At 44.5% G+C, this 25919-nt stretch carries 21 protein-coding genes; 17 read left to right on the top strand and 4 right to left on the bottom strand.

The window, feature by feature from the left end; genetic code table 11:
- The first annotated feature begins 1 nt into the window (after window position 1).
- The 3 genes from AC08OG_RS00600 to AC08OG_RS00590 are packed head-to-tail and all read left to right on the top strand — an operon-like array spanning window position 2 to window position 4391.
- Entirely contained in the window at window positions 2-151 is a 150-nt protein-coding gene (locus tag AC08OG_RS00600; protein WP_482929863.1) for a hypothetical protein, read from the top strand.
- The gene (locus tag AC08OG_RS00595; RefSeq protein WP_292755106.1) at window positions 152-4129 is read left to right on the top strand and encodes a sensor domain-containing protein; all 3978 of its coding nucleotides are present in this window, start codon (window positions 152-154) and stop codon (window positions 4127-4129) included.
- Between the two features lie 25 nt (window positions 4130-4154).
- Window positions 4155-4391, top strand: coding sequence for a TIGR02647 family protein (locus AC08OG_RS00590; RefSeq protein WP_292358603.1), 237 nt, complete (start codon window positions 4155-4157; stop codon window positions 4389-4391).
- Here the strand turns inward: AC08OG_RS00590 and folA are convergent.
- Window positions 4388-4873, bottom strand: a complete 486-nt coding sequence (folA, locus tag AC08OG_RS00585) for a type 3 dihydrofolate reductase (protein WP_292402503.1) — start codon at window positions 4871-4873, stop codon at window positions 4388-4390. The two genes, AC08OG_RS00590 and folA, sit on opposite strands and share 4 nt — an antisense overlap.
- 98 nt (window positions 4874-4971) lie before the next feature.
- Here folA and AC08OG_RS00580 point away from each other — a divergent pair, with 98 nt between their 5' ends.
- The 12 genes from AC08OG_RS00580 (at window position 4972) to AC08OG_RS00525 (ending at window position 19474) form a co-directional block, all read left to right on the top strand.
- Window positions 4972-6585, top strand: a complete 1614-nt coding sequence (locus AC08OG_RS00580; protein ID WP_482929862.1) for a Na/Pi cotransporter family protein — start codon at window positions 4972-4974, stop codon at window positions 6583-6585.
- Between the two features lie 233 nt (window positions 6586-6818).
- On the top strand, window positions 6819-8993 hold the full coding sequence (locus AC08OG_RS00575) for a primosomal protein N' (protein ID WP_482929861.1): 2175 nt from the start codon (window positions 6819-6821) through the stop codon (window positions 8991-8993).
- Window positions 8994-9070: 77 nt separating this feature from the next.
- Window positions 9071-10834 (top strand): arginine--tRNA ligase, encoded by a 1764-nt coding sequence (gene argS, locus AC08OG_RS00570; RefSeq protein ID WP_482929860.1) that lies wholly within the window; start codon window positions 9071-9073, stop codon window positions 10832-10834.
- Window positions 10835-10845: 11 nt separating this feature from the next.
- Complete coding sequence (locus AC08OG_RS00565; RefSeq protein WP_292748697.1) at window positions 10846-11442, top strand: SPOR domain-containing protein; 597 nt, start codon at window positions 10846-10848, stop codon at window positions 11440-11442.
- Window positions 11443-11536: 94 nt separating this feature from the next.
- Complete coding sequence (locus AC08OG_RS00560) at window positions 11537-12811, top strand: formylmethanofuran dehydrogenase subunit B (protein WP_482929859.1); 1275 nt, start codon at window positions 11537-11539, stop codon at window positions 12809-12811.
- A gap of 12 nt (window positions 12812-12823) precedes the next feature.
- Entirely contained in the window at window positions 12824-14491 is a 1668-nt protein-coding gene (locus AC08OG_RS00555) for a formylmethanofuran dehydrogenase subunit A (RefSeq protein ID WP_292402518.1), read from the top strand.
- Complete coding sequence (fhcD, locus tag AC08OG_RS00550) at window positions 14488-15390, top strand: formylmethanofuran--tetrahydromethanopterin N-formyltransferase (protein WP_292358588.1); 903 nt, start codon at window positions 14488-14490, stop codon at window positions 15388-15390. Before AC08OG_RS00555 ends, fhcD begins: the two co-directional genes overlap by 4 nt.
- Window positions 15387-16202: a formylmethanofuran dehydrogenase subunit C gene (locus AC08OG_RS00545; RefSeq protein WP_482929858.1), complete on the top strand. Its 816-nt coding sequence runs from the start codon at window positions 15387-15389 to the stop codon at window positions 16200-16202. Before fhcD ends, AC08OG_RS00545 begins: the two co-directional genes overlap by 4 nt.
- 159 nt (window positions 16203-16361) lie before the next feature.
- Window positions 16362-17372 carry a class 1 fructose-bisphosphatase gene (locus AC08OG_RS00540; RefSeq protein ID WP_292358584.1) on the top strand — a complete coding sequence of 337 codons (1011 nt, stop codon included), beginning with the start codon at window positions 16362-16364 and terminating at the stop codon, window positions 17370-17372.
- Window positions 17373-17451: 79 nt separating this feature from the next.
- On the top strand, window positions 17452-18189 hold the full coding sequence (locus tag AC08OG_RS00535) for a dienelactone hydrolase family protein (RefSeq protein ID WP_292358581.1): 738 nt from the start codon (window positions 17452-17454) through the stop codon (window positions 18187-18189).
- A gap of 47 nt (window positions 18190-18236) precedes the next feature.
- Window positions 18237-19046 (top strand): HD-GYP domain-containing protein, encoded by an 810-nt coding sequence (locus AC08OG_RS00530; RefSeq protein WP_292358580.1) that lies wholly within the window; start codon window positions 18237-18239, stop codon window positions 19044-19046.
- Between the two features lie 32 nt (window positions 19047-19078).
- Window positions 19079-19474, top strand: a complete 396-nt coding sequence (locus tag AC08OG_RS00525; protein ID WP_292358578.1) for an MAPEG family protein — start codon at window positions 19079-19081, stop codon at window positions 19472-19474.
- 30 nt (window positions 19475-19504) lie between these two features.
- Here AC08OG_RS00525 and AC08OG_RS00520 read toward each other — a convergent pair whose 3' ends face one another.
- On the bottom strand, window positions 19505-19762 hold the full coding sequence (locus AC08OG_RS00520; protein ID WP_292358576.1) for a TIGR03643 family protein: 258 nt from the start codon (window positions 19760-19762) through the stop codon (window positions 19505-19507).
- Between the two features lie 48 nt (window positions 19763-19810).
- Here AC08OG_RS00520 and AC08OG_RS00515 point away from each other — a divergent pair, with 48 nt between their 5' ends.
- Window positions 19811-20341: a lipocalin family protein gene (locus AC08OG_RS00515; RefSeq protein ID WP_292358574.1), complete on the top strand. Its 531-nt coding sequence runs from the start codon at window positions 19811-19813 to the stop codon at window positions 20339-20341.
- Here the strand turns inward: AC08OG_RS00515 and AC08OG_RS00510 are convergent.
- Entirely contained in the window at window positions 20317-23481 is a 3165-nt protein-coding gene (locus tag AC08OG_RS00510) for an efflux RND transporter permease subunit (protein ID WP_292358572.1), read from the bottom strand. The two genes, AC08OG_RS00515 and AC08OG_RS00510, sit on opposite strands and share 25 nt — an antisense overlap.
- A 6-nt stretch (window positions 23482-23487) precedes the next feature.
- On the bottom strand, window positions 23488-24567 hold the full coding sequence (locus AC08OG_RS00505) for an efflux RND transporter periplasmic adaptor subunit (protein ID WP_292358570.1): 1080 nt from the start codon (window positions 24565-24567) through the stop codon (window positions 23488-23490).
- 162 nt (window positions 24568-24729) lie between these two features.
- Here AC08OG_RS00505 and AC08OG_RS00500 point away from each other — a divergent pair, with 162 nt between their 5' ends.
- Window positions 24730-25806, top strand: a complete 1077-nt coding sequence (locus AC08OG_RS00500) for an AI-2E family transporter (RefSeq protein WP_292358568.1) — start codon at window positions 24730-24732, stop codon at window positions 25804-25806.
- Window positions 25807-25919 lie beyond the last annotated feature (113 nt).

The raw sequence follows: 25919 nt of genomic DNA, 5'->3' as shown, positions 1-25919 counted from the left end.
TTTGCCGGAAAGAGAACATCAGCAAAATATTTTTAATCAACAGCTGAAAACCATTATTGAGTCTGTTGCAAAGATGATGATAGAAGTTGGATTGTTAGAGAAAAAACTTGATAGTCGGCAGCTTCTAATTGATGAAACAATGGATTTATAGATGAATCCAATTCAAACCTATCGACTGACATTATGGCTACCACTGGCCATCACCCTGTTGTTTGTTTTTATTTTGTTGTTTTATTCAGTCAATGAATACCGGCATCGGCTGTTAGATATAAAAGAAGTCTCCAAGATTCAACTCCAGGAAACAGCATTACAACTGGGGCATAGTCTTGAATATGCCCTTGCCAATAATGATTCACAGCATGCACGAAGTAGTGTTGCCAGATTTTCATTACGGACTGATGCACAACTGGCAGTATTGATTGATGCTAATAATGTCATTGAATCATCTTCGTATTTTATCTGGCAAGACCAACCGGCCGAGAAGGTTCTCGATGATGAAATGTTGCAGTATGTAAAACTGGCCCGCTCACAAAAGAGATACTTTGAAACAAGTAATGAAAAAGGGGATTCGCTAACCTTTTTTTTACCTTTGCTTGAAGCGGATCAACAAAAGGTTTTAGTACTGCAGAATTCCATTAAGAACAAACTCGAAACAGCCAAAACAGAGATCCTCAATGCCATTGCTCCTTTGCTTTTGCTGATAACGATAGCCAATATCCTGATGATTTTTCTGATTCGTAAATTGGTTATAAGGCCATTAAACGCGCTGCAATACCTGACTGAACAGATCCAGAATCAACAATTTGAGTTAATCAATCCACTTAAAGGTGACACTAAGCAAGCACAAGTGGGCCAGACATTAGTCGATGCTGCCAGACAACTGCAATCTCATATCAGCATTCTGACTGAAAATGAGCAGCGTTTACGCATCACACTGGAATCTATCGGTGATGCCGTTATCGTTACCGATGCCTCAGGCAATATCACCCGTATGAATCGCGTTGCCAGCGAATTAACTGCCTGGCCGGAAGAGGATGCCATTGGACTTCCGTTACTCAATGTTTTTGACATATATCAAGCCGAGACTGGAGAGAAGCTAACCAATCCGGTAGATCTGGTCATACAAAATGGTGAAGTGGTTGAATTATCCAATCACACTGTACTGAAGGCCAGAAATGGCGTGAGCTATCACATATCTGATAGTGCAGCACCAATTCGGCTGGATCATAATCGCGGAACCGAAATTCTTGGCGTGATTCTGGTCTTTACCAATGTGACTAACCAATATCGCTTACGTCAAGAGTTACGCCAGTCAGTCGATTTTCTGAAAAACCTGCTCACCATTAGCCCTTGTGTCACTTATATTCTGGACGTAAAGCAAGATACCACGACTGAATTTCGTCTGAGCTATGTGAGCGAATCCGTTATTCATTACTCTGGGCATCCTGCCGAATACTGGTTAAGCCAGCCAGAAGTCTGGCAACAATCTGTTCATCCCGCTGATATTAATAAGGTTAAACAGACGTTGTTGACTGTATTGCAGTCAGATAAACCGGTGAGCAATCAATTTCGTTTTCGTCACCGTGATGGTCATTACATTACCGTTGAAGATCACCTGTCAGTAGTAAAAGACCAACACACAGAAAAACTGCAAATTGTCGGCGTTGTACTGGATATTAGTGAACAAAAGCATACTGCCGAGCAGAATGCATTGTTTGGCGAAATCCTCGAAAAATCACTTAATGAAATATATGTGTTTGATGCCGAAAGCTTCCAGTTTATTCATGTAAATCATGGTGCTCTCATCAATCTGGGCTATAGCCTTGAAGAGATACATAAGCTGACTCCCCTGGATATCAAAACAGACTATAACCTCACAACGTTAAAAGCATTAATTTCACCATTACGCAGTGGTGAAACGCCAAGGTTAATTTTTGAAACCAATCACCGGCGTAAGGATGGCAGTCAGTATGCCGTTCATGTTGATTTGCAAACAGCGTTCTATGGCGAGAGAGAGGTATTTATCGCCATTATTGAGGATATATCTGAACAAAAACAGGTGGAAAAGATCCTTTCTCAGGAACGTTCCTTGTTGCGAAGTATTATCGACTCATCACCCGATTTGATTTTCTGTAAGGATGATCAAGGCAGATATATCCGCTGTAATAAGGCCGTAATGGAGTTTTTGGCTACCACAGAATCAGACATTATTGGAAAAACCGACTTTGAGTTTTATCCGGAAAGAGAAGCACGCAATTATCGGCACAGCGATCAACTGACGCTGCAACATAACACCAGCCAGTTTTATGAAGAAACCGTATATGGAGCAAAGGGACAAAAAGGATTATTTGAAACCCTGAAAACCCCTCTCAAAAATGAAGCTGGCAAAACTATAGGGGTTCTGGGCATCAGTCGCGACATCAGTCGGCAATATGAAGCGGATAAGGAGTTACGCCTGGCCAGTCTGGTATTCGAGAATAGTAATGAAGGCATTATTATCACCAATGAAAACAACCTGATTATTACCGTTAATCCTGCCTTCACAACCATGACCGGCTATTCTCTCGATGATGTGGCCGGGAAAAACCCTTCGATTCTTAGTTCTGGGGAGCATGATCAGTATTTTTATGAACAAATGTGGACGCAACTTGAGCAGCAGGGATTTTGGTCGGGTGAGGTACAAAATCGCCGGAAAAATGGTAAAACCTATCCACAATGGTTATCGATCAGCCGTGTTGAAAACGCCCAGCAGCAACTGCAAAACTATGTCGCCATCATGTCTGATATCAGTAAATATCGTGAAGCCGAACAAAAAATTAACTTTCTGGCACATCACGATGTTCTGACCAGTCTGCCGAACCGGGCATTACTTAAGGATCGTGTGGGGCAAGCACTGATTTCTGCTGAACGGCATCGGCAAAAACTGGCTTTACTCTATCTGGACCTGGATCGCTTTAAATTTATCAATGACAGTCTTGGGCACGCCATAGGGGATCAATTACTGATTAAGGTCGCGGAAAGGTTGAACCGGCAAATGCGTGAGGAAGACACGGTATGTCGCACCGGTGGTGACGAGTTTATAATTTTATTACCGGATACCGACGCTGATGGAGCTGGCCATGTGGCTCAGAAACTGGTTGAAAATATCACCACACCTTTTGAAATTGATGGGAATCAGTTATTTGTCACCGTTTCAATCGGTATCAGTATTTACCCTGATAACGGTAGGGATGCGGAGAGTCTAAATAAACATGCTGATACGGCAATGTATCGTGCAAAACAGGCCGGTCGAAATCAATATCAGTTTTTTACTGCAGAAATGCACTCACAAATTGTTTATAAACTGGAACTTGAACATGCCTTGCGTTTTGCTCTGGCTCGCAATGAGCTTTCTCTGGTCTATCAACCACTGGTTGATATCAAACTGAATAAAATCACCGGTGCCGAGGCATTGATACGCTGGAACCACCCGGAACTCGGGATAATCTCTCCACTGGAATTCATACCCATTGCAGAAGAAACCGGGATGATTAATCCGATAGGTCAGTGGATATTGCACACCGCAATAGGTCAATGTAAACAATGGGTAGATGCCGGACATACAGATTTATTAATTGCTATCAATCTCTCTGCGGTGCAATTCAATAATCCCTTGCTGGTCACTATGATTAACACCATTCTCCACGAACATCAGTTACCAGCAGATAATCTGGAGCTGGAAATCACAGAATCGGTCGCCATGATCAATATAGATCTGACAATAAAGCAATTAAAATCATTGGCAGATGCAGGTATCAGGTTATCTCTGGATGATTTTGGTACTGGCTATTCGTCGTTAAATTATCTGAAAAAATTCCCCATCAATAAACTAAAGATTGATCAAAGCTTTGTGTTTGACATGCTCACCGATGAAGATGATGAAGCCATCGTCGATGCTGTTATTACGCTGGCACGCTCACTCGGTTTGAAAACTCTGGCAGAAGGGGTGGAAACACCTGAACATCTTCGGGCATTGAATAATAAAGGCTGTGATTTTATGCAGGGTTATTTGTTTAGCAAACCTGTTCCAGCAGAACCATTTTTAAATTTATTAAATCATCCACCCTTCGGTAATTTAGGCGTAGACTGAATACAAACAGGTAATGGAGCCGGATATGCAACAGCAAAAAATTGATCAGATCGAAGTGTTATTACAATTTGATCCCAGTAATAATTTGCAAGGAATCAAAATTCACCATTCAACCGCTCGTGATGGTCTGGTGGAAGCAGCACAGAAATTATTTGATAACGGACTGATCAGCCAACCTGATGGCGGTTATCTGACCGATCTCGGCCATGAAGCATCTGAACATTTACATACCGCTTTACAGCTAATGTCACCACCGAATTAAACCCGCTGATATACCTCGAAGCTGTAGGCATAGTCATTTTTCTCATCAGCCGGGTGGGATTCCTGGCTGAGTAATTGCCATTGACTTTCATCCCATGCGGGAAACCAGGTATCCCCTTCAAGCTCTGCATGCACCCGAGTCAGGTAGAGTATATCGGCGTCATCAAACATTTGCTTAAACAGCGATGAACCGCCAATGACCATCAACTCTTCAGCATCCCCTGCGGCATTTAAACCATCCTCAATGGAGTGAACAACATCACAGCCCGGCGCCTGATATTCCGGCAGAGAACTCAGCACAATGTTTTGCCGTCCCGGAAGAGGCCGGCCAATAGATTCATGAGTATGACGCCCCATTAAAATGGGTTTACCCATGGTGATACGGCGAAAGTATTGCAAATCAGCAGAGAGTCGCCAGGGGAGATCATTATCCCGCCCAATTAATCCATTTTCATCCATTGCTACTACAAACGCCGTTTTCATCGGTCACCTCATTCAATAACTTTGGCATAGCATAGCATCGCTGTTTTTTTATCCGGTATTATCAATTCAATTAATAAAATCAATAAGTCGGGTAATAGATGATGAATATGCTGGGATCGCTGATAGGTGGCTTGGGTTTATTTATGCTGGGGATGTGGTTGATGTCTGACGGCCTTAAACAAATTGCCGGGGACAGGCTCAACCAAATCCTTAAAAACTGGACTAACAGCCGTCTGCGCGGCTTAAGTGCGGGTTTTCTGCTGACCGCGTTTATTCAACATTCCGGTGCCGTTACTCTGGCCACTATTGGGTTTGCCAATGCCGGTATTCTTAGCCTCCGAAGAGCTATGTGGATTGTGTTTGGCAGCAATGTCGGTACGACGGTCACAGGATGGTTGGTTGTGCTGATAGGTTTCAACCTGAATATTGAACATTTTGCCTTACCGCTGATTGGAATCGGCATGGCGATGCGCTTATTAAACAGTAATCGAGCCTATGCAAATATTGGATTGGCATTAACCGGTTTTGGCCTGCTGTTTATGGGAATTGCGGCTTTAAAAACGACCTTCTCAGGCGCGGATAGTTTATTTGATTTGCACTTTTCCAGTGGATTGCTAGCGGTTGATATTTTGTTGTTTGCATTGGCTGGTTTGGTTCTGACCACTTTACTGCAATCGTCCAGCCTTACTTTAACCCTGGCATTAACTTCGCTTGCTGGCGGAATTATCGACTTATTACCCGCGGCAGCGATTGTGATTGGTAGTAATCTCGGTTCAACGACGACGGCTATATTCGCCGTTATTGGCAGTCAGCCCGTCGCAAAACGTATTGTCGCCAGTCATATTATTTTTAATCTGCTAACAGCCATTGTCAGTCTGATTATTCTGGTGCCGTTAATCTGGAGTATCCATTGGTTTCAGCAATTAGTGGTTGATGATGTGCAATTTACGACCACTTTGGTTTTATTTCACACCGTGTTTAATTTATTAGGCGTAGCACTTATCTGGAAGCTGGCCGATCCACTGGAAAACTGGTTGAAAACGAAATTTTCAACAACCGAAGAAAATATTGCCGAAACCAAATATCTCGATAACACCACGTTAAAGATTCCAAACCTGGCGATTACATCCATCCGACTTGAATTAATCCGCCTGAATAAACATGTTTTAAAAATGGTGACTCACTGTATCCATAAAAACCGTTCCATCAGTTGGTTAAAACAGCAACACGCCTTTACCGAGCAAAATATTTTAAAAATTGGCAACTTCAGTCGCAAACTCTATCAACAGCACATTAATGAACAGATAGCTGAAAAAACGGCTGATTTATTAAGGGTTTCGCAGTACTGTGATGCCATTTCTGCCTTAACCGTTACTATCGCTGAGAATCGTGCTTTATCCGGTCATCCGATTGAGGCCCAACTCCAGCAACAGCTCAACAACTTTAATGTGGAGTGTTTATTGCTGATTGATATTTCGGCATTAGATAAGCCTAATCCTTCCTTAAAAAATCAGCTCGACACTCTGGAAAAAACCTATCTTTCTTTAAAGTCTTTGTTATTACGTCGAGGTGCTGAGGGAAGACTTTCAATCGCCCGCATGGAAAAAGAATTACAAGCCATATCTCAACTTAGAAGAATATGTCAGCAGGCCGTAAAAGCCAGTCTGTTTTTTAATAACAGTCAAAAAGATCATGCTATAAAACAGGCTTAACAACTACGGTATGCTTTGCTTATAAAACGAGGCATAAGCTGTGGATAAAATTACCTGTGGATAAGTCGTAATGTTATCCACAAGAGATCGATCCCGCAAGGATAAACTTATACACAATTGGATTGGTATTTAACTTAATGAATAAAAAGGCTTTTCAGGATTAATACAGCTATCCACAGGACTAAAGCATTAACATCATTAAAAGATCTCTTTTATTTAATTAGTATTGTTTAATGAGTTGCATCGTCGAAATTGCCTTAGCTTGCCCCTTGCGTCAGACATTTGATTATCTGAGTGATCAATCCGTTGAACACTGGCAACCCGGTATGCGTGCTGTCATTCCATTTGGCAGTAGACAATTGGTAGGGATCGTAATCGCGATCAAACCTGCCAGCGACATTTCTACTGCTAAACTCAAAAAAATCGAACAGCAAATTGATAAACAGCATTTTTTACCAACAGAAATCATGCAACTGGTTCAGTGGGTAAGTCGTTATTATCATCATCCTATTGGCGAATGCTTTCAGGCGGCATTACCCAAGAAACTCCGACTGGGTGATAGCGATGAAATGCAAACCGAAACCTATTGGGCTTTGCAGCAGATTCCGGCGAATAAACCGGGTAAAAAACAGCAACAGATTCTGGATTTACTGGAAGACTATCCGGAAGGACTCAGTGAAAAAGCATTACGGGTACAATTAGGCAATGTAAAAAACAGTTTGTCTGCTCTGTCACAACAAAACGTAATTACTGCCAGACAACACGTTGCATTACCAGTACCCTGTCTTGAATTACAACAAACCGTATCGTTAAATAGCGAGCAAAAACAGTCTATTGAACAAGTTCTTGCAACAAGAGGGCAATTTTCATCTTTTTTATTGCACGGTATTACCGGCAGTGGCAAAACTGAAGTTTATATTGAAATCTGTCGTGAATTTGTCGAAAACCAGCAACAGGTTTTAGTATTAATTCCAGAGATTGGATTAACCACACAGTTTGTTGAACGTTTCCGTCATTCCCTTGCGGCCAATATCGTTGTTATAAATTCATCGGTTTCAGATGCTGATCGTAAACAAGCCTGGTTGCTGGCCAGATCAGGAAAAGCGGACATTATTATCGGTACCCGCTCTGCAGTTTTTACTCCTATGCTCAATCCGGGACTGATTATCATTGATGAGGAACATGACAGTTCCTATAAACAACAGGATGGACTGCGCTATCACGCCAGAAATGTAGCATTGATGCGGGCTAAATCATTGAATATTCCCATTGTGCTGGGCAGTGCAACACCCTCTCTGGAAACACTTTACCAGGTAAAATTAAAGCGTTATCAATTACTTAAACTAACAAAACGTGCGGGTGGAGCTACGCTGCCCAACGTTAAACTTATTGCTGCCAATAAAACAGCGGATAACAATGGTTTAAGTTCAGTGTTAATTAACTCTATTGAAAAACATCTGCAGCAAAATCATCAGGTTTTGTTATTTATAAATCGTCGTGGATTCGCACCGGTTTTGATGTGTCATGAATGCAACTGGCAGGCAAATTGTCGAAGTTGTGATGCCAAAATGGTGGTTCATCAACATCAAAACCGTTTGTTTTGTCATCATTGTGGTTTGATCCAGACCCTGCCGAAAAAATGTCCTGAATGTGGTCATTCCGAACTTAAAAGTTATGGCGTCGGAACAGAGAAAATTGAGCAGGCTCTAACAGCCATTTTTAAAGATATACCGGTTTTACGGATTGATAGGGATAGTACCCAACGGGTCAATGCTTTTGCCAATATGGTCAAACAGATTAATCAGGGACAAGCCGCTATTTTGGTTGGTACACAAATGCTGGCCAAAGGGCATGATTTTCATGATGTGACGCTGGTTGGTGTTGTGGATGCGGATCAAGCGTTATTCAGTGCTGACTTTCGAGCCACTGAAGGGCTGGCACAGTTAATTACTCAAGTGACGGGTCGGGCTGGCCGTGGTAAAAAATCGGGTGAAGTGTTGATACAAAGTGAACAACCTGAGCACCCTTTCTGGAAAAATTTACTGCAGGATGGGTATGAAGCTATCGCTGAAAATTTATTAACAGAGCGAATTCAGATGGAGCTGCCACCTCATGGTTTCTGGGCAGTCTGGCGTGCTGAGGCAAAAGAAGCCGATTTGGCTATGCAATTATTACAACAGGTTGCCGAATTATTGCAGCAAACCGCATCACCGGTAATGATTTTAGGGCCGGTTCCAGCGTTAATGGAAAAACGGGCCGGTCGATATCGGGCACAATTGCTGATGCGATCCGCAGATCGTGCATCGTTGCACCAATTAATCGATCAGCATATCGAAGCCGTCAGCAAGCTTAAACTGGCGCGAAAAGGACGTTGGTCGATTGACATCGATCCTACTGAATTAATCTAATCCGCTCGATGATGTCATCCGCTAGTCTGATCGGTTAAAATGCGCCATCACAATTCTGTTATCCGGACTGCATTACCTTGAAAGACCAATTAAAAGAACTTATTGAAAGTGCTTTAGCTTCGTTGATTTCCCAACAAAGCCTTCCTGCAGATATTTCATCGGCTGATGTTCAGCTGGAGCGAACCAAAGATCGCAGCCATGGTGATTTCGCCAGTAATATTGCGATGGTATTAGCTAAACCCGCCAAAATGAATCCCCGGCAGATAGCCACTTTGATTGTTGATGCGCTTCCACAGCATGAAGTGATCGAGAAAGTAGAAATTGCCGGTCCGGGGTTTATTAATTTCAGCTTATCCGCTAGTTCAAGACAGCAGGTGGTGGCAGATGTCCTGAAAAAAGCCGGTCAATTTGGTCTGAGCCATTACGGCAATGGTCAGAAAGTTCAGGTGGAGTTTGTTTCGGCCAATCCAACCGGACCATTGCATGTCGGTCATGGACGTGGCGCGGCCTATGGCTCGGTGGTCAGCAGTTTGTTAAAAGCAGTAGGGTTTGATGTTCACCGTGAGTATTACGTAAATGATGCCGGTCGTCAGATGGATATTCTGGCCACCAGTGTCTGGCTGAGATACCTGGAAAAATGTGGCGAGCAGTTTACTTTCCCAAGTAACGGATATCGTGGTGAATATGTCTTAGACATTGCTGAAACATTAAAACAACAGCATGGAAATGCATTGTTGCATCCAGTATCTCTGGTTTTTGAGGGTGTTCCGGCGGATGAACCCCAAGGTGGTGATAAAGAGCTGCATATCGATGGCCTGACCCAACAGGCCAAAAGTCTTCTCGGTGCAGATATGTATCGTCAGTTGTTTGATTTGGGCCTCAATGCCATTCTGGATGATATTCGTAATGATTTGGCTGGTTTTGGCGCCGAATACGACGAATGGTTTTCTGAGCGTTCACTGGTGGAATCCGGTGTAGTTGATAAAGCTGTTGAACAACTGAAAGCCGCCAATATGCTTTATCAGCAGGATGGTGCCTGGTGGTTTAAATCCACTGATTTTGGTGATGAAAAAGACCGGGTGGTGGTTCGTGACAATGGTCAGGCAACTTATTTCGCTTCTGATGTCGCTTATCACCTGAATAAATTCAATCGCGGCTTTGATCAGATTATTGATATCTGGGGCGCCGATCATCACGGTTATATAACGCGGGTTAAAGCCTCCATGGAGGCGCTCAATCAGGATGTCAGCAAGCTGAAGGTTTTGCTGGTGCAGTTTGCTGTGTTGTACCGTGGTAAAGAAAAAGTCGGTATGTCGACCCGTAGTGGAGAGTTTGTCACATTACGCGAACTGCGGGACGAAGTTGGTAAAGATGCTGCCCGTTTCTTTTATGTGATGCGCGGTGCTGACCAGCATATGGATTTTGATCTTGAACTGGCAAAATCCCAAAGTAATGATAATCCGGTATATTACGTTCAATATGCTCATGCACGTGTCTGCAGTGTTTTCCGTCAACTGGCAGAAAGGCAGATGAATTGGGATGAACAGACAGGATTACAGAATCTGTCTTTACTGACCGAAGATCATGAACAGGTTTTGTTTACCATGTTGTCACGTTATCCCGAAGTGGTGGAACTGGCAGCGATAACGCATACCCCCCATTTGTTGGCGCATTTCCTAATGGATTTGGCACGTGATTTTCACACTTACTACAACGCTCACCAGTTTATGACAGATGATATTAACTTAAGTCAGGCACGACTGACGCTGATCACTGCCGTCAGGCAGGTGATTGCCAATGGCCTTGGTTTAATGGGCGTTTCAGCGCCACAATCAATGTAAGAGGTTTTTTTGTGGCAACCAGAAGAAATACTCGTAAACAGTCTTCAAAACAAGGTGGAAGTATGCCTTGGGGACCAATGTTAATCAGTTTTGCTGTGGGTGTTTTTGTGATGTTTTTATTGCACCTGAAAGAAAATGTTCCAGCAGATCAACAACAGGCAAAAACTACTCAGCAACAGCCAAAAAAATCGAGTGTGGAGCCCACGTTTGATTTTTATACGTTATTACCCGAAACCGAGGTGGTGGTAGAAAAGCCTAAAACGATTGCCAATCAACCACAGAAACCAATCGTTTCCTCTCCACCTGAAGAAATTTCGGCAGCGCCCGAGCAAACCCAGCAGGCCGCAGCTGAACCACCTGCAGATGCCGTAAGCTATATGATTCAGGTGGGGTCGTTCAAAAAACTTGAAGATGCAGATGGTTTTCGGGCCAGATTAGCCTTTTTAGGTATTGAATCAAAAGTACAAACCGTCACAATTGATAATACCGATACTTGGCATCGGGTGCAGGTTGGGCCAGTGGTAGGGCGAAGTAAGGCCGATGCATTACAGAAACAACTACGAGACAATAATATTGATTCACTCCTGCTAAGGGCAAAGCATGGATAACCCAGTGCACATTTTCAGCTGAACGTCTGGCTGGACTTGAAGCAGGTTAAAATGGCCCCAGTGTATTTAATTGAGAACTATCGAGGACAGCGATATGACAGAAAACAGTACGGCCACCGTTTGGCATGAAGTTGCCAGTCCATTTTGTGGAATAGCCTCCGATGATCTGACGATAGAGGTCAACGGCAATACTGTTAAAGTGCTGGAAAATGGCGATGCTGTCACCCGACCCGGTTTTGAAACTCCAATCACCGATACACAGCCACGAATTAACGGTAAAGAGGTCACGCTGGATCAAGCCGTTTCGCATATTGCTGATTTACTGATTAACAGCAAACAACCGTTAATTGCCGGTCTCGGAACAGACTTGAATGGTGCACGCGCAGCAATGGCGCTTGCCGATAAAAGTGGCGCCACCATTGACAGTTATTATTCTCCAGCCGCATTTCGCAATATTCTGGTATTACAGGATACGGGCTATATGACCACCACACTGACAGAAGTCAGAAACCGGGTGGATTTATTAGTGCTTGTCGGTACTGATATTGAATCTACTTTTCCACGTTTTTACGAACGCATGGTGTGGAACAAGGAAAGTATGTTCGGTCAGGATATTGAGTCTCGTGAAGTTATTTATTTAGGTAAAACACCTAGTGGTGACGCTTCCACTTCACCAAATGGTAAAAAAGCCCAGGTTATAGCCTGTGATAATGCCGATTTACCGGAAGTCGTATCTGTTTTACGTGCTTTAGTAAAAGGTAAACAGATTCAAGCTGAAACCGTCGCGGGCGTTGCCGTGAGTGATTTATCCGCGCTGGCAGACAAGTTAAATGCCGCTAAATATTCAGTAGTGACATGGTCAGCCGGACAGTTAGATATTGATCATGCTGAAGCGACCATCCAAAACGTTTGTGAAATGATCAAAGAGATCAATGCAACGACACGCAGTAACGGTCTGCCGATAGGCGGAAAAGAAGGCGATACCACGGTAAATGCAGTGGCTTCCTGGCAAAGCGGATATCCAATGCGTACTACGTTTAATCGTCGTTTTCCGGATTACGATCCTTTTTTGAACGACAGTAGACGTATTCTGGCGAATGATGAAAGTGATCTTTTGATCTGGGTATCCAGTTTCAATACAGCGGTGACCCCACCTCAATCATCGGCAAATACCATTGTGCTTGGACGCAGTGGTATGCAGTTTGAAACGGAACCGGAAGTCTATATTCCCGTGGGTGTTCCTGGTATTGATCACGAAGGGCGAACCTTCCGCAGCGACAGTGTGGTTTCAGTGCCACTCAGAAAATTACGCGACAGCGGCTTACCCAGCGTGTTTGAAGTTCTCAGTGCGGTCGAACAGGCCCTGTAAACGGAGAGAAAGATGCTTTTAAAATTAACCGGCGGACGTATTTTTGACCCGGCACACGATGTAAATGATGTAGTGCGGGATATTTATATCCGAGATGGACGAATTGTCGAAAAACCGACCGATGGTCGGGTCGATGAAGAAATAGATGTTAGTGGCAAAGTCATTATGGCGGGTGCCATTGATATGCATACCCATATCGGCGGCGGTAAAGTCAATATTGCCCGTACCATGTTACCGGAAGACCATGCTGAAGCAGTTTATGAACGCACCGAACTGTTACGTTCCGGCACTGGCCATGCTGCTCCAAGTACTTTGACGACAGGTTATCGTTACGCAGAGATGGGGTATACCGCAGGCTTTGAACCCGCCGTATTACCGATTAATGCCCGCCAAGCCCATATGGAAATGCATGACACACCTATCATTGATAAAGGTGGCTATGTGATGCTCGGCAGTGATGACTTTCTGCTGCGGATGATGGCGGCCAATTCTGATCAGGAAGCGATTAATAACTATGTCGCCTGGACAATTAACCACGCGCAGGCAGTAGGCCTCAAAGTGGTTAACCCGGGCGGTATCAGCGCCTTTAAATTTAATCAGCGTAAGCTGGATTTAGACGAAAAAAATGATTTTTATGGCGTCACACCCCGCGATATTCTGCATAGATTGTCTCGAGCTGTGCAGGAAATCGGCGTGCCACATCCATTGCATGTACATGGCTGTAATCTGGGTGTACCGGGCAATATGCAAACCACGTTGGATACCATTCAGGGTGCTGAAGGCGTGCCGATGCATCTGACGCATATTCAGTTTCACAGTTACGGTACTGAAGGGGATTTCAAATTCTCCTCCGGTGCGGCTGAAATTGCTGAGGCGATTAATAAACATAAAAACATTACCGTGGATGTCGGGCAGATACTGTTCGGCCAGACAGTAACCGCTTCTGGCGACAATATGCGTCAGTTCGCCGGTGCACCACATGCACATCCGAATAAATGGGTGTGTATGGATATCGAATGTGAAGCGGGTTGTGGTGTTGTACCGTTCAAGTACAAAGACCAAAGTTATGTGAATGCATTGCAATGGATGATAGGTCTGGAAACCTTCTTGATGGTCGATGATCCATGGCGTATTTTCCTGACCACCGATCATCCAAATGGTGCACCGTTTACCAGTTATCCACATCTGATTAAGTTGTTGATGGATAAATCTTTCCGTAACGATATGCTGTCTACCTTGCATCCGGAAGCACAGAAAGCCACCCATCTGGCTTCATTGGATCGCGAATACTCATTATATGAAATTGCTATTATGACCCGGGCTGGTGCGGCTAAACTGGTTGGTCTGGCGGATCGTGGACATCTGGGAATTGGTGCAGCGGCGGATATTACCGTCTACACCGACAACAGCGATCGCGAAAAGATGTTTGAAAAACCGGATTATGTCTTTAAAGACGGTGAAATGGTGGTGCGGCAGGGTCAGGTCATCAAAATTACCTGGGGTACCACCCATGTGGTGAAACCGGAATATGACGTCAGCATTGAAAAACCGCTGCAACAATATTTTGATAAATTCCATACCCTGAAAATGAGCAACTTCAAAATCAGTAACGACGAAATCGTCGATGATGGTCGTGGTAGCTTAACGATACAGCCGCTGCATAAGGGAGGCAGACTATGATCATCAATGGCGTCAGCATTGATAAAACTTTTGCTGAAGCGTTTCCGATGAAAGGAACGCGAATTATCATTACCGCTCAGAATCTGGAATGGGCGATGCATTCAGCTACTGCCTTCACCGGTTTTGCTACATCGGTTATTGCCTGCGGTTGTGAGGCCTCCATTGAACGAACATTAGAGCCTTCTGAAACCCCTGATGGCCGTCCCGGTGTTGCTTGTCTGATTTTTGCCATGGGCGGTAAAGGACTGGCGAAACAGGTTGAAACCCGCGCTGGACAGTGTGTTTTAACTTCGCCGACATCTGCTTTATTTTCAGGGATTGAAGGTGAAGATGGTAAAGAAATTGCGTTGGGTAAAAACCTGCGTTTCTTTGGTGATGGTTATCAGATATCAAAAATGATTGATGGTAAACGTTACTGGCGTATTCCGGTGATGGATGGAGAATTTCTGACCCAGGAAAATACCGGCGTGGTTTCCTCTGTTGGTGGTGGTAATTTTCTGATTCTTGCCGAGTCCCAGCCCCAGGCACTGGCAGCGTGTGAAGCAGCTGTTAAGGCCATGAAACAACTGCCAAATATCATTATGCCGTTTCCGGGCGGTGTGGTCCGCAGTGGTTCAAAAGTGGGTTCCAAATATAAAGCGTTAAACGCCTCAACCAATGATGCATTTTGTCCGACCTTGAAAGGTCAGACAAAATCCGAATGTTCACCAGAAGTCGAATCCGTTATGGAAATCGTTATTGATGGATTGAGCAAAGAAGATATTGATAAAGCCATGCGTGTCGGCATTCAGGCGGCATGTGATTTAGGTGCTGAAAACGGTATTCGCCGAATCAGTGCAGGTAACTATGGTGGCAAACTAGGTCCATTCCACTTTCATCTGCAGGAGATCATGGCATGAAAGCACTGACTCTTAAACTCAAAACGGATTTGGCACAACGTGTTGATTGCTCTCCTTTAACACCGGATAAGCTGGCAGGGAAAGATGTTGCAGATATTGCTGCGATTGAAGTGGTGAGTGGTCGTTTAACGCTGCCAGTTGAGGAACTGTTTGATATCAGTGGTGATGATGTAAATGATATCCGCTTTGAAAACAGCTCAGCCAAACTGGATCATATCGGTCATGCCATGAGTCAGGGGCGGATTACCATCGAAGGTGATGCCGGTGCTTATCTCGGGCAGTTTATGACCGGTGGAAATATTGAAATCACCGGAAACACTTTTATTTATACCGGCTGTGAAATGAAAGGCGGTCAAATAAAGATTAACGGTAATGCCGGAGATTTTGTCGGCGCGGCTCGTAGCGGATATAAAAACGGTATGACTGGCGGCATTATTATTGTGACGGGTAATACCGGAGCACGCACCGGCGATCATATGCGTCGTGGCATGATACTGATAGAAGGTAATGCGGGAGAATACTGCGGTTCACGGATGATTTCCGGCACCATCGCGGTATTGGGGGATGTCGGTAAACATTTGGGGTATGCCATGAAACGCGGCACGATATTGCTACCTAAAATGCCGCAGCATGGCATCACTGCCAACTTTAATGATTGTGGTTCACATACCTTGGCATTTTTACCATTGATGTTTGCTTCATTTAAAAAACTGGATAGCAAGTTTGCCAATGTTGAAGGATTTTCCCGGGTACAACGATACGCTGGCGATGTCGGTGGCATTGGCATGGGCGAGATTCTCGTTAAGATTTAAGGCTATTTGCTAGGGGGTTAGCCTGTCTAATCCCCGCCGTTTTTGAAACCCCATTGAACTGCTCTTGGCATTTTCACTGCCACTGGTTTACTCTCTTATTAACAGCTGCGAATCATCAGCTCAACTCCCAGAAAATAAATAGTCAAAGAGAGAAACGCCATGTCTGATATCGGCAAATCGGTTAATCAATTTATCGTTGAAGAACAAAGATCTCACCCCGATTCAACTGGTGATTTGACGGGATTATTAAGTGATGTAGTTAGTGCCTGCAAAAAAATCTCTCACTTGGTCAGCCGCAGCAATATTATTGGTCTTGGCGGTTATGCTGACAGTGAAAATGTGCAGGGTGAAACGCAGAAAAAACTCGATATCATTACCAATGAAGTAATGGTTGATCATCTGAAGTGGACAGGCCATCTGGCAGCTATGGCATCTGAAGAAATCGAAGAAATTATTCAGATCCCCAGCAAATTTCCCAAAGGCAAATATCTGATCTGCTTTGATCCTCTGGATGGTTCCTCAAATATTGATATTAATCTGTCGGTAGGTACTATTTTCTCCATTTTGCGTTGCCCTAATGATTGCAAAAATCCGACATTAAAAGACTTTATGCAGAAAGGCACTGAGCAGGTTTGTGCCGGCTTTACCGTTTATGGTCCGGCCACCATGTTGATTCTGACTACTGGTAATGGTGTCAATGGTTTTACGCTGGATAGTGATGTCGGTGAGTTTATTCTGACCCATCCCAATATGCGTATTCCCAAAGATACCGCCGAGTTTGCCATTAATATGTCCAATCAGCGTTTTTGGGAAGCTCCGATTCAAAAATATGTTGATGAATGCATTAAAGGTACTGAGGGTGAGCGCGAGAAAAATTTCAATATGCGCTGGGTTGCGTCAATGGTTGCTGAGGTTTATCGCGTGCTGACCCGAGGCGGCATATTTATGTATCCGATAGATTCCAAAATAGCCAAGCAGGGTGGCAAATTACGCTTGATGTACGAAGCCAATCCGATGAGTTTTATTGTTGAACAGGCAGGCGGGTTAAGCTCAACCGGTACCGAACGGATTCTGGATATACAACCCGAAAGCATTCACCAACGGGTACCAGTGATTATGGGATCCAGAAACGAGGTCGACAGAGTGGTGCGTTACCACAAGGATCACTAAAACGTTTGGCGATTCTCGCCAACTCTTTGCCAGCATTTTGGTCACATTAACCTACTTCTGTGTTTGGTAAGGAGAAATCATGTCGTTGAAAAGATGTTTATTACTGGGACTGATGGGAGCCTCAATGACTGCTGTTGCAGAAAATATTGATTACCAGATCAATGGGGAAACCTATCAAGGCTTTTATACCAGTGCTGCAGATAATGCCCCTCTAGTACTATTGATACACGACTGGGACGGTTTGACGGATTACGAAATCAAACGTGCCAATATGCTGGCAGAAGAGGGATATGCAGTATTTGCGGCGGACTTATTTGGTAAAGGTATTCGGCCCACAGAGGATAAAGATAAAAAGCAGCATACCGGTGAGCTGTACCAGGATCGGCAGAAGATGCGTCAACTGATAAAGGGCGCTTTAGATAAAGCTGCTGAATTAGGCGCCAATCGACAGCAAACCGTTGTTATAGGTTATTGTTTTGGTGGTGCTGCTGCACTGGAAATGGCACGTGCTGGAGAAGATCTGCAAGGTGTTGTCAGTTTTCATGGTGGTTTAAAAACACCTCCAGGTCAGGATTATGCTGATTCTTCAACTGAAATCCTGATTTTGCATGGTGCCGCAGATAAGGCTATTAGCATGCAAGAGTTTGCGGAGCTCAGCAACCAGCTTGAAGCTTTTAACGTACCTAACGAAATGATTGCTTATGGTGGAGCTGATCATGCTTTTACCGTATTTGGCATAGATCGGTATCATGCTGAGGCCGACGAAAAATCCTGGCATCGTCTTTTACAGTTTCTGGATGAAAAACGCTCAGAATAAACCTGTATGTATCGATAAGATTGTTCACAAGTTAAAAGAGTAAACGTTTGAAATTACCTCCCCATTATCGAGTTGTGCTGGCCTATTTACTGGTTGGCATTGCCTGGATCTTTTTATCAGATATCACCGTAGAATATTTGTTTTCCGGCGAACGCGGCATTACCCGGATACAACACTTTAAAGGCTGGTTATTCATAATCGTCACGACAGTTCTTTTGTTTGTATTGATTCGTCATGACTTTAATAAAATTGAGTTGGCCAACAAAAAAATCCTCGACAGCATTGAACAAGCGGTGACCGGTTGGATCCATGTTATGGATGTAAGGCATAAGGAAACCAGAGATCATTCTGAACGAGTGACTCGAATGACCTTAGAATTAGCCAAACTATCAGGCATTGCTGATGAAAAACAGCTTGAATCGATTCGCTACGGTGCAATCCTGCACGATATCGGTAAAATTGGAATTCCGGATGCCATACTGACCAAACCCGGCAAACTAACCGATGCAGAATGGCAAATCATGAAAATGCATCCACAAATTGCGTATGATATTTTGTCTAAAAACGATTTTCTGTGTCAGTATCTGATGATTCCACATGAACATCATGAACGATGGGATGGTTTGGGATATCCACAGGGCCTGCAAGGTAAGCAGATCCATTTTGATGCCAGATTGTTTTCGATAGTGGATGTCTGGGATGCGATTTATCATCGTCGAGTTTATAAAGATGCCTGGCCGGAAGATGAAGTACTTAAATATATATCTGATCAATCCGGGAAAGCGTTCGACCCGGAGATCTGTAGTCTTTTTGTAAAGAATTACAACCAACTGAAAATTGCAGCAGATTTCAGTTAAATACCCCTAACTTTTGCTGCCTGGAGTCATACATGCCTGCGTTGTTCATTGTGTTATTTATCGTCACGTTTTTTCCGATGATATTAGCCTTTATCGGGGGATACTTGCGTTACAAGCATGTTGATAAATTTGACAATCGGCATCCCAGAGAACAACAGGCAGAACTGACCGGTGTTGCCGCTCGCATATTGGCAGCACAAAAAAACGCCTGGGAAGCGTTAATATTTTATTCAGCTGTTACCTTGCTGGCATTTTATTCCAGTGTAAATTTACGGGAATTGAGTGGTGCCGCTATTCTGTTCTTGGCTTGCCGCGTTTTGCATCCAATCTTCTACGCGTTAGATTTGGCTCTTTTCCGTAGTCTGATTTTTATTGTGGGCTGGTTAAGTTGTGTCTATATTGCCGTAAGAGCTTTTTTAGCAGTCTAAACAATTAAAAAAATCCCGTTGTGGCAGGATCTAACGGGGTTTGTATTGCGTGGGGCAATAAGCTCGAGAGATATTAGGATTTCGTAAGGCGTGATGTTTGGTTTTACGACCTGAAACACGAGCACGCCATAAACGGAACGATCCCGGTTTCATTTCACGGCGCATTAATTTAATAACCTGTTGTTCTGGTAACCCGTAAAGCTGCAAAATTGCCTCAAAAGGGGTGCGATCTTCCCAGGCCATTTCAATGATCCTGGAAATATCAACTGAATTCAGAGTCTGATGCATACAACTTCTTTTAAATAAAATCTCAAGATAACCAGGGTTATGTGAAATATGCGTCTATTTAAAACCTTATTGCTGTCTCTAATGTTAACGGCTTGTACCGGAATACCGGAAGGCGTCGAACCGGTCACCGGTTTTGAACTGGATCGTTATCTGGGTAAATGGTATGAGATAGCGCGTCTGGATCATTCGTTTGAAGAGGGGTTAACCTCGGTGACAGCGGAATACAGTCTGCATGAAGATGGTCATGTTCAAGTGATTAATCGTGGGTTTAATGCTGCAGAAAACCAGTGGGAGGAAGCAGAGGGAAAAGCCAAATTTGTTCAATCCAGTGATATCGGCCAGCTTAAAGTTTCGTTCTTCGGCCCATTTTATGGCAGTTATATAGTGTTTGGACTGGATAAACTGGACTATCAATATGCGTTTGTTTCAGGACCGAATCATGGCTATTTATGGTTATTGGCTCGCACCCCACAAGTCAGCGATGAGGTTATCGCCGACTTTATCAATGAGGCCTCACAACGTGGTTTTGAAACAGATAAACTGATTTTTGTTGATCAGGATTCTGTCTCAGCTGAATGAGCTTGTACCGGATGTTGTCTCTGTTTCCATGATAATACTGTGACCAGTAAACTGGGTAGGAAAGTGAGTGTAATCAGGGTAGAAACAGCAATCCCAACCAATACAACTATACCGACACCTCGATAAAGCTCGGTACCGGCACCAGGAATAAAAACCAGTGGTGCCAGGCCAAAAATAGTGGTTAGCGTTGACATTAATATTGGTCGTAACCGCGTTGCTACTGCCTGATTAACCGCTGTATGTATTGATATTGCCTTATCGGCCAGATTGCGTCTGGCCTGTTCAACTATCAGGATGGGGTTATTGACTACCGTACCCAATAGAATGACAAACCCCAACATGGTAATCATATCAAACGGCTGAATAATGGCCGGTAATCCCATCGCATTTAATAAACTGCCCGAAGCATTCACTCCCACCAGACCAACGATGCCGCCCGCGATCCCCAATGGCACCGTAGTTAAAATAATCAATGGATAACCCCAATGCGAGAAAATAGCCACCAGCACCAGATAAATCAGAATGACGGCCACCAGCAGATTTTCAGATAAAGATTCCCGGGTAGCATCCAATTGATCTGACGCACCGGAAATTGACAGATTAACCCCTTTGGCAACTTCACCATCAGTTTGCATTGCTGGGATCATTTCACTGCGAACCTTATTCACAGCGGTTTCTAATGCTACGTCACGAGGCGGTATAATCAATAAGGTGACTGTACGACGACTATCAACCCGACGAAGTGTGGCACTATCAACTGTTTCTTCCAGATCAGCCAATGCATTTAACGGTATAACATCCCCATTGGGGGTTAGGATCGGTAAACCGGCAAGCCCGGATAGATTCTGCTGCTGGCCAGCGGTACTGAATAAAAACATATCCACTTTGTCGTCATCGATAAAAAACTCATCAACAAATGCACCATCACTTAGTGCGGCCACCGCATAACCAAAATCATCAGCAGTAAAACCTGTTTCAGTTAACCGTGACCAGCGTGGACGAATTTCAATTAACGGTTGATCCAGCGATAACGATCCTGGAATGGAGTCAATCTGAGGGTTTTCAAACAATCTCTCGGCCCGCTTCAGAGCAAACTCAGCCGTACTGTAGAGACTTTCCATATCCGGTCCGGCAATATCCAGACTGACGGCACGGGTTCCGCCCTGATCGCTGGAGATAATTGAGCCACGACCAGAAAACGCCCGCATACCCGGATAACTCTCAAATAAATCAGTTAAGGCATTCATCATCGGAATGATATCTTGAGTTCTGGTGGGCTCACTCAGTACCCGTAATCCGGTTGGAGAGGTTCGGATGAAATAATAGGCGAGCGAGGGGATAGGGGCCTCACCCTGATCAAACAGGGCCGGATCGGCGCCTTTGGCATCAGCCAGAATTTCAATGACTTCTTCACTGATGCGTAACATTTCAGAAAGATTATAGCCGGGCGGTGGAATCATGCTGGTAAAGGCTTTCGGTTCCTCTCCCTCCGGTAAATATTCTGCAGGGGGCATCAGGTGCCACGCGGCTACCAAAGTGGCACACACCGTAACAGCCATCGTTGTTAAACGTCTGACGGGGCCTTTGGTTAACCAGTTAACGCCATGCAGTATAATCCCCCGACGATGCAGATCTTCATGCGTACCTGTACTTTTTCCAAGACCAAAACGAGCGCAGGCAGCCGGAACAACGCCTACAGCAAATAACATTGAGGCAAGAATCGCTACGGAAATAGCAATCGCGATATCGGAATATAATTGTCCGGCTTCTTCCTGCACAAACAACACTGGTGCAAACACCAGGATAGTGGTCATACTGGAAGCCAGTACGGCCGTCCAGACTTCCCGAACTCCCACAATTGCTGCTTCAATTCGGTCCAGCCCCCGCCGCCTGGCCTGTTCAATGCTTTCCAGCACTACGATGGTGTTATCAACTGTCATACCGATGGCGAAGGCAATACCTGCCAGGGAAATAACGTTGATCGTCCGATCAAATACCAAAAGCCCTAAAAAGGCGGCAATGATACAAACAGGCATTCCCATCAACCCAATTAACGTACCGCGCAGGCTACGCAGGAATAAAAAAAGGATAAAGGTGGCCAGCAAAGCCCCTAACAGCAGGTTTTGTGAAACATTCTGAATTGATGACTCTACATAGCGGACATCATCTCCGATTAGTACCAGATCTAACCCGTTCGGGTTTAATAGATCACGCCGCATCTCTTCGACCACTTCCATCATGGCGTATTTGATATCAATTACATTTGAGCCTGGTTCGCGCTTAACGGCCATGGTCAAGGCCTGTTCATCATTCACTACAGCAACTTGGCGGACTTCATAGTGATCGAGTTTGATGGTAGCAATATCTTTTAACAGAATATCCGTACCATTGCGGTGTGCCAGGATGAGGTTTTCCAATTCCTGTTTATCTTCAAAGCGTCCAATGGTTCTGAGCAAATAACGTTTTTTGCCATCATCCAAATCACCGGCAGAGGTGTCGCTATTGCGGGCTCGTATCGCATCACGAACATCGGTCAGACTTAAACCGCGTTGGGCCAGTTTGGCGGAATCAATAAAGATCTGCATTTGCCGTTCAGCCCCGCCACGCAGCTGTACCTCGGAAACCCCTGGCACGCGTTCCATCTGCGTGCGAACATTGTCATCGATAAAGTCCGTAATCATGTCGATGTTGAGATTCAGCGGGTTCCCAGGCAAGGGTGATACCGCAAAATACATGAATGCATTTTCCGAAAAAGAGCTGCTGCGAATACTCGGCTGATCGACATTTTCCGGGTAGCTGGGCACCTGGCTTAATGCATTGGAGACTTCGATTAACGTTTCGTTGATACCCACCCCAAATGGAAAATCCAGCTCTATAACAGCTTCACCGGTTTCAGCAAATGCTTCCATACGGCGGAGATTGGGAATATTCCGCAGGTACCTTTCCTGTTCGATAAGTATTTCTTTTTCGATATCCTGCGGGGTGGCACCAGGCCATTGAGTGACTACGCTGATAGTGCGGACATCCAGATCCGGAATCATCTGGACGGGTATTAAACGTGCGGCGGCAATACCTAATACACAAACAATAAGCACAATGACGGTCAGTAGTTTGCCATTGCGAATAGGCGCTTCTAACATGCGGGATTAATTCCTTTTATTATCGTCGCGAACAATTTCTACTTCATCATTTTCCTGAAGCACCTCATTGCCCCGGACCACCACTAAATCATCTGCGGTTAAGCCATCGGTAATAATTATTCCATCCGAATCTTCTCTGCCGACTTTCACATTACGGCGATGTGCCTGGTTGTTTTCATCGACAATAAATACACTTCGTCCGCCGTCCGGATGGCGTAACACCGCATCACGGGGAACCCGATAACCTTTCCTCTCATCGCTTCCCAGATAAAGCACTGCACTGGCGGACGTACCTGGTAGCAGTGTCGCATCAGCGGAATCGATAACAATACGCACTAAAAAAGAGCGTGCCTGAGCATTACTAACGGGTACCAGAGCAGTTATTTTTCCAGAAAGTTTTTGTGAGGGCAGTGCATCAGGCAGAATTTCTACCCGTGTTTTGAGGGTGATATCGGAAAATTTTTCCTGAGGAACATTTACATCCAGTCTGACCGGTTCCAATGCAACCAATTCCAACACCTGATCACCACGGTTTACCCACTCGCCTGCTTCGGTCATTTTGCTACTGATAACTCCACTGAAGGGAGCAGGCAGTTCGTGACGTTGAAATTGCTCTTCAGCCATATTCTGCATGGCCCGAGCCGCAGCAAGTGCAGCTTGGTTCAACGCAAAATTGGATTCGCGATTCGCCAGTTCAGTGGCAGAAATGTAGTTTTCCCCGCGCAGACGTTGGGCTTCATCCACCAAACGCTGGGCTTCATCAACACTGGCTTGAGCTTCATTTGTTACAGCTTTTGCCTGCTCAAGCTGCTGTCGTGCAATCGCGGCATCCTGACGCATTAATATATCGCCTTGTTTAACCCTAGAGCCGGCGTCGACTAATACTTCTTTGACCAGGCCATCTACCCGAGGGGAAAGTAGCGCCCTACGTTCAGCCGTTAACGAACCTGATAAGGTAAGTTTTTCAGTAGATTCAGAAATTATCGGTTTACTGATGCTGACGGGCGTTGCTGCGAAACTGGAATAACTAATCAGTAAAAAATATAAACCGCACAGCAATTTGCTGGAAAAAAATGAGTTCAGCATAGTGGTTCGCATGGTTGGTGGATGCAAATAATGAACATAACCGGGTTGGATAGTTCCTGAAAAATGAGTGTTAGACTGTTTTTAATTGGTAACAAGTCTTATTGCGGTATGCCAGAATAGTAACAGACATTGATTAAGACGCTGAACAGGACCAAAACAGATATGACCTTGCGCGCAGTTTTCAAAGATTGGACGGAAAGATATTTTTCTGACGAAGAAGCCGTCATTTTACTGATAGTCCTGATTTTAGGGTTTGCTGCAATCATCTGGTTCGGCAGCATGCTGGCACCTTTTTTTACCGCTCTGATCATCGCCTTTCTGCTTCAAGGTGTTGTAAATATGCTGGTCAGGCAGCATATTCCGGAAACGATAGCCGTAGCGATAGTCTTTTTGGGATTTGTCAGTGTGATGTTGGCCCTGGCTTTTTTGCTGATGCCACTGTTATGGAATCAGCTGGTCAATCTGGTGCTGGAAACTCCCAGAATGCTCTCCAGTGGGCAAACATGGCTGGATGAACTTCAGTCAAAGTATCCAACACTGATAACACCGGATGAAATACAAAACTGGATTTCAATGGTTGCGCGCGAACTGAGTGTTTATGGCCAACGAGCGCTCACATTATCGTTGGCTTCACTGGGCAATGTCATTGGTTTGATTGTTTATCTGGTGCTGGTGCCGATTCTGGTTTTTTTCATGCTTAAAGATCGTGAGAAACTGGTTAAGTTTATTTTATCGATGATGCCAGAAAAACGTGGTTTGATGAGTCGGATCTGGAATGAGATGGATGGTCAGATCGCTAATTATGTGCGTGGAAAGGTGGTTGAAATCATCATTGTCGGGACCGTCGCATTTGTTACCTTTGCCTGGTTTGGGTTGCCTTATTCGGCGTTATTGGCTGTTTTAGTTGGTTTCTCTGTACTCATTCCTTTTATCGGTGCCGCCGTTGCAACAATACCCGTTGCAGCTGTAGCGGGTTTTCACTTTGGGCTTACAGATGAGTTTGCTTACGTGTTAGTGGCATATGGCATTATTCAGGCTCTGGATGGTAATGTACTGGTTCCCATTCTTTTTTCTGAAGCAGTCAACCTGCATCCTGTCTCTATTATATTAGCGGTTCTGTTCTTTGGTGGGATTTGGGGATTTTGGGGTATTTTCTTTGCAATACCTTTGGCGACGCTACTGAAATCGCTGGTTACTGCCTGGCCGAGAGGCTTGAAGTCACAGATTAAAGCGGAATAACAACACCGGTTCAGTCATCATATCTCCATATTCTGTAAATGAATCTTTTCCGAGAAGAGCACTCTAGGTCAGCAGAAAACTCTTTTGCAATCTTGAAACAGCATCAGGAGATT

The sequence above is a fragment of the Methylophaga sp. F7 genome, from assembly GCF_056863975.1.
The sequence above is the reverse complement of the archived record's forward strand: the minus strand, read 5'-3'. Positions and strand labels throughout refer to the sequence as shown.

Bases quoted from the DNA above. Each gene is read 5' to 3' on its own strand.
- AC08OG_RS00500 (WP_292358568.1), top strand. From the start codon at position 24,730: ATGACCTTGCGCGCAGTTTTCAAAGATTGGACGGAAAGATATTTTTCT.
- AC08OG_RS00535 (WP_292358581.1), top strand. From the start codon at position 17,452: ATGTCGTTGAAAAGATGTTTATTACTGGGACTGATGGGAGCCTCAATG.
- AC08OG_RS00505 (WP_292358570.1), bottom strand. From the start codon at position 24,567: ATGCTGAACTCATTTTTTTCCAGCAAATTGCTGTGCGGTTTATATTTT.
- AC08OG_RS00575 (WP_482929861.1), top strand. From the start codon at position 6,819: ATGAGTTGCATCGTCGAAATTGCCTTAGCTTGCCCCTTGCGTCAGACA.
- AC08OG_RS00525 (WP_292358578.1), top strand. From the start codon at position 19,079: ATGCCTGCGTTGTTCATTGTGTTATTTATCGTCACGTTTTTTCCGATG.
- AC08OG_RS00510 (WP_292358572.1), bottom strand. From the start codon at position 23,481: ATGTTAGAAGCGCCTATTCGCAATGGCAAACTACTGACCGTCATTGTG.
- AC08OG_RS00555 (WP_292402518.1), top strand. From the start codon at position 12,824: ATGCTTTTAAAATTAACCGGCGGACGTATTTTTGACCCGGCACACGAT.
- AC08OG_RS00545 (WP_482929858.1), top strand. From the start codon at position 15,387: ATGAAAGCACTGACTCTTAAACTCAAAACGGATTTGGCACAACGTGTT.
- AC08OG_RS00590 (WP_292358603.1), top strand. From the start codon at position 4,155: ATGCAACAGCAAAAAATTGATCAGATCGAAGTGTTATTACAATTTGAT.
- folA (WP_292402503.1), bottom strand. From the start codon at position 4,873: ATGAAAACGGCGTTTGTAGTAGCAATGGATGAAAATGGATTAATTGGG.
- AC08OG_RS00595 (WP_292755106.1), top strand. From the start codon at position 152: ATGAATCCAATTCAAACCTATCGACTGACATTATGGCTACCACTGGCC.
- AC08OG_RS00520 (WP_292358576.1), bottom strand. From the start codon at position 19,762: ATGCATCAGACTCTGAATTCAGTTGATATTTCCAGGATCATTGAAATG.
- AC08OG_RS00560 (WP_482929859.1), top strand. From the start codon at position 11,537: ATGACAGAAAACAGTACGGCCACCGTTTGGCATGAAGTTGCCAGTCCA.
- AC08OG_RS00540 (WP_292358584.1), top strand. From the start codon at position 16,362: ATGTCTGATATCGGCAAATCGGTTAATCAATTTATCGTTGAAGAACAA.
- fhcD (WP_292358588.1), top strand. From the start codon at position 14,488: ATGATCATCAATGGCGTCAGCATTGATAAAACTTTTGCTGAAGCGTTT.
- AC08OG_RS00580 (WP_482929862.1), top strand. From the start codon at position 4,972: ATGATGAATATGCTGGGATCGCTGATAGGTGGCTTGGGTTTATTTATG.
- AC08OG_RS00515 (WP_292358574.1), top strand. From the start codon at position 19,811: ATGCGTCTATTTAAAACCTTATTGCTGTCTCTAATGTTAACGGCTTGT.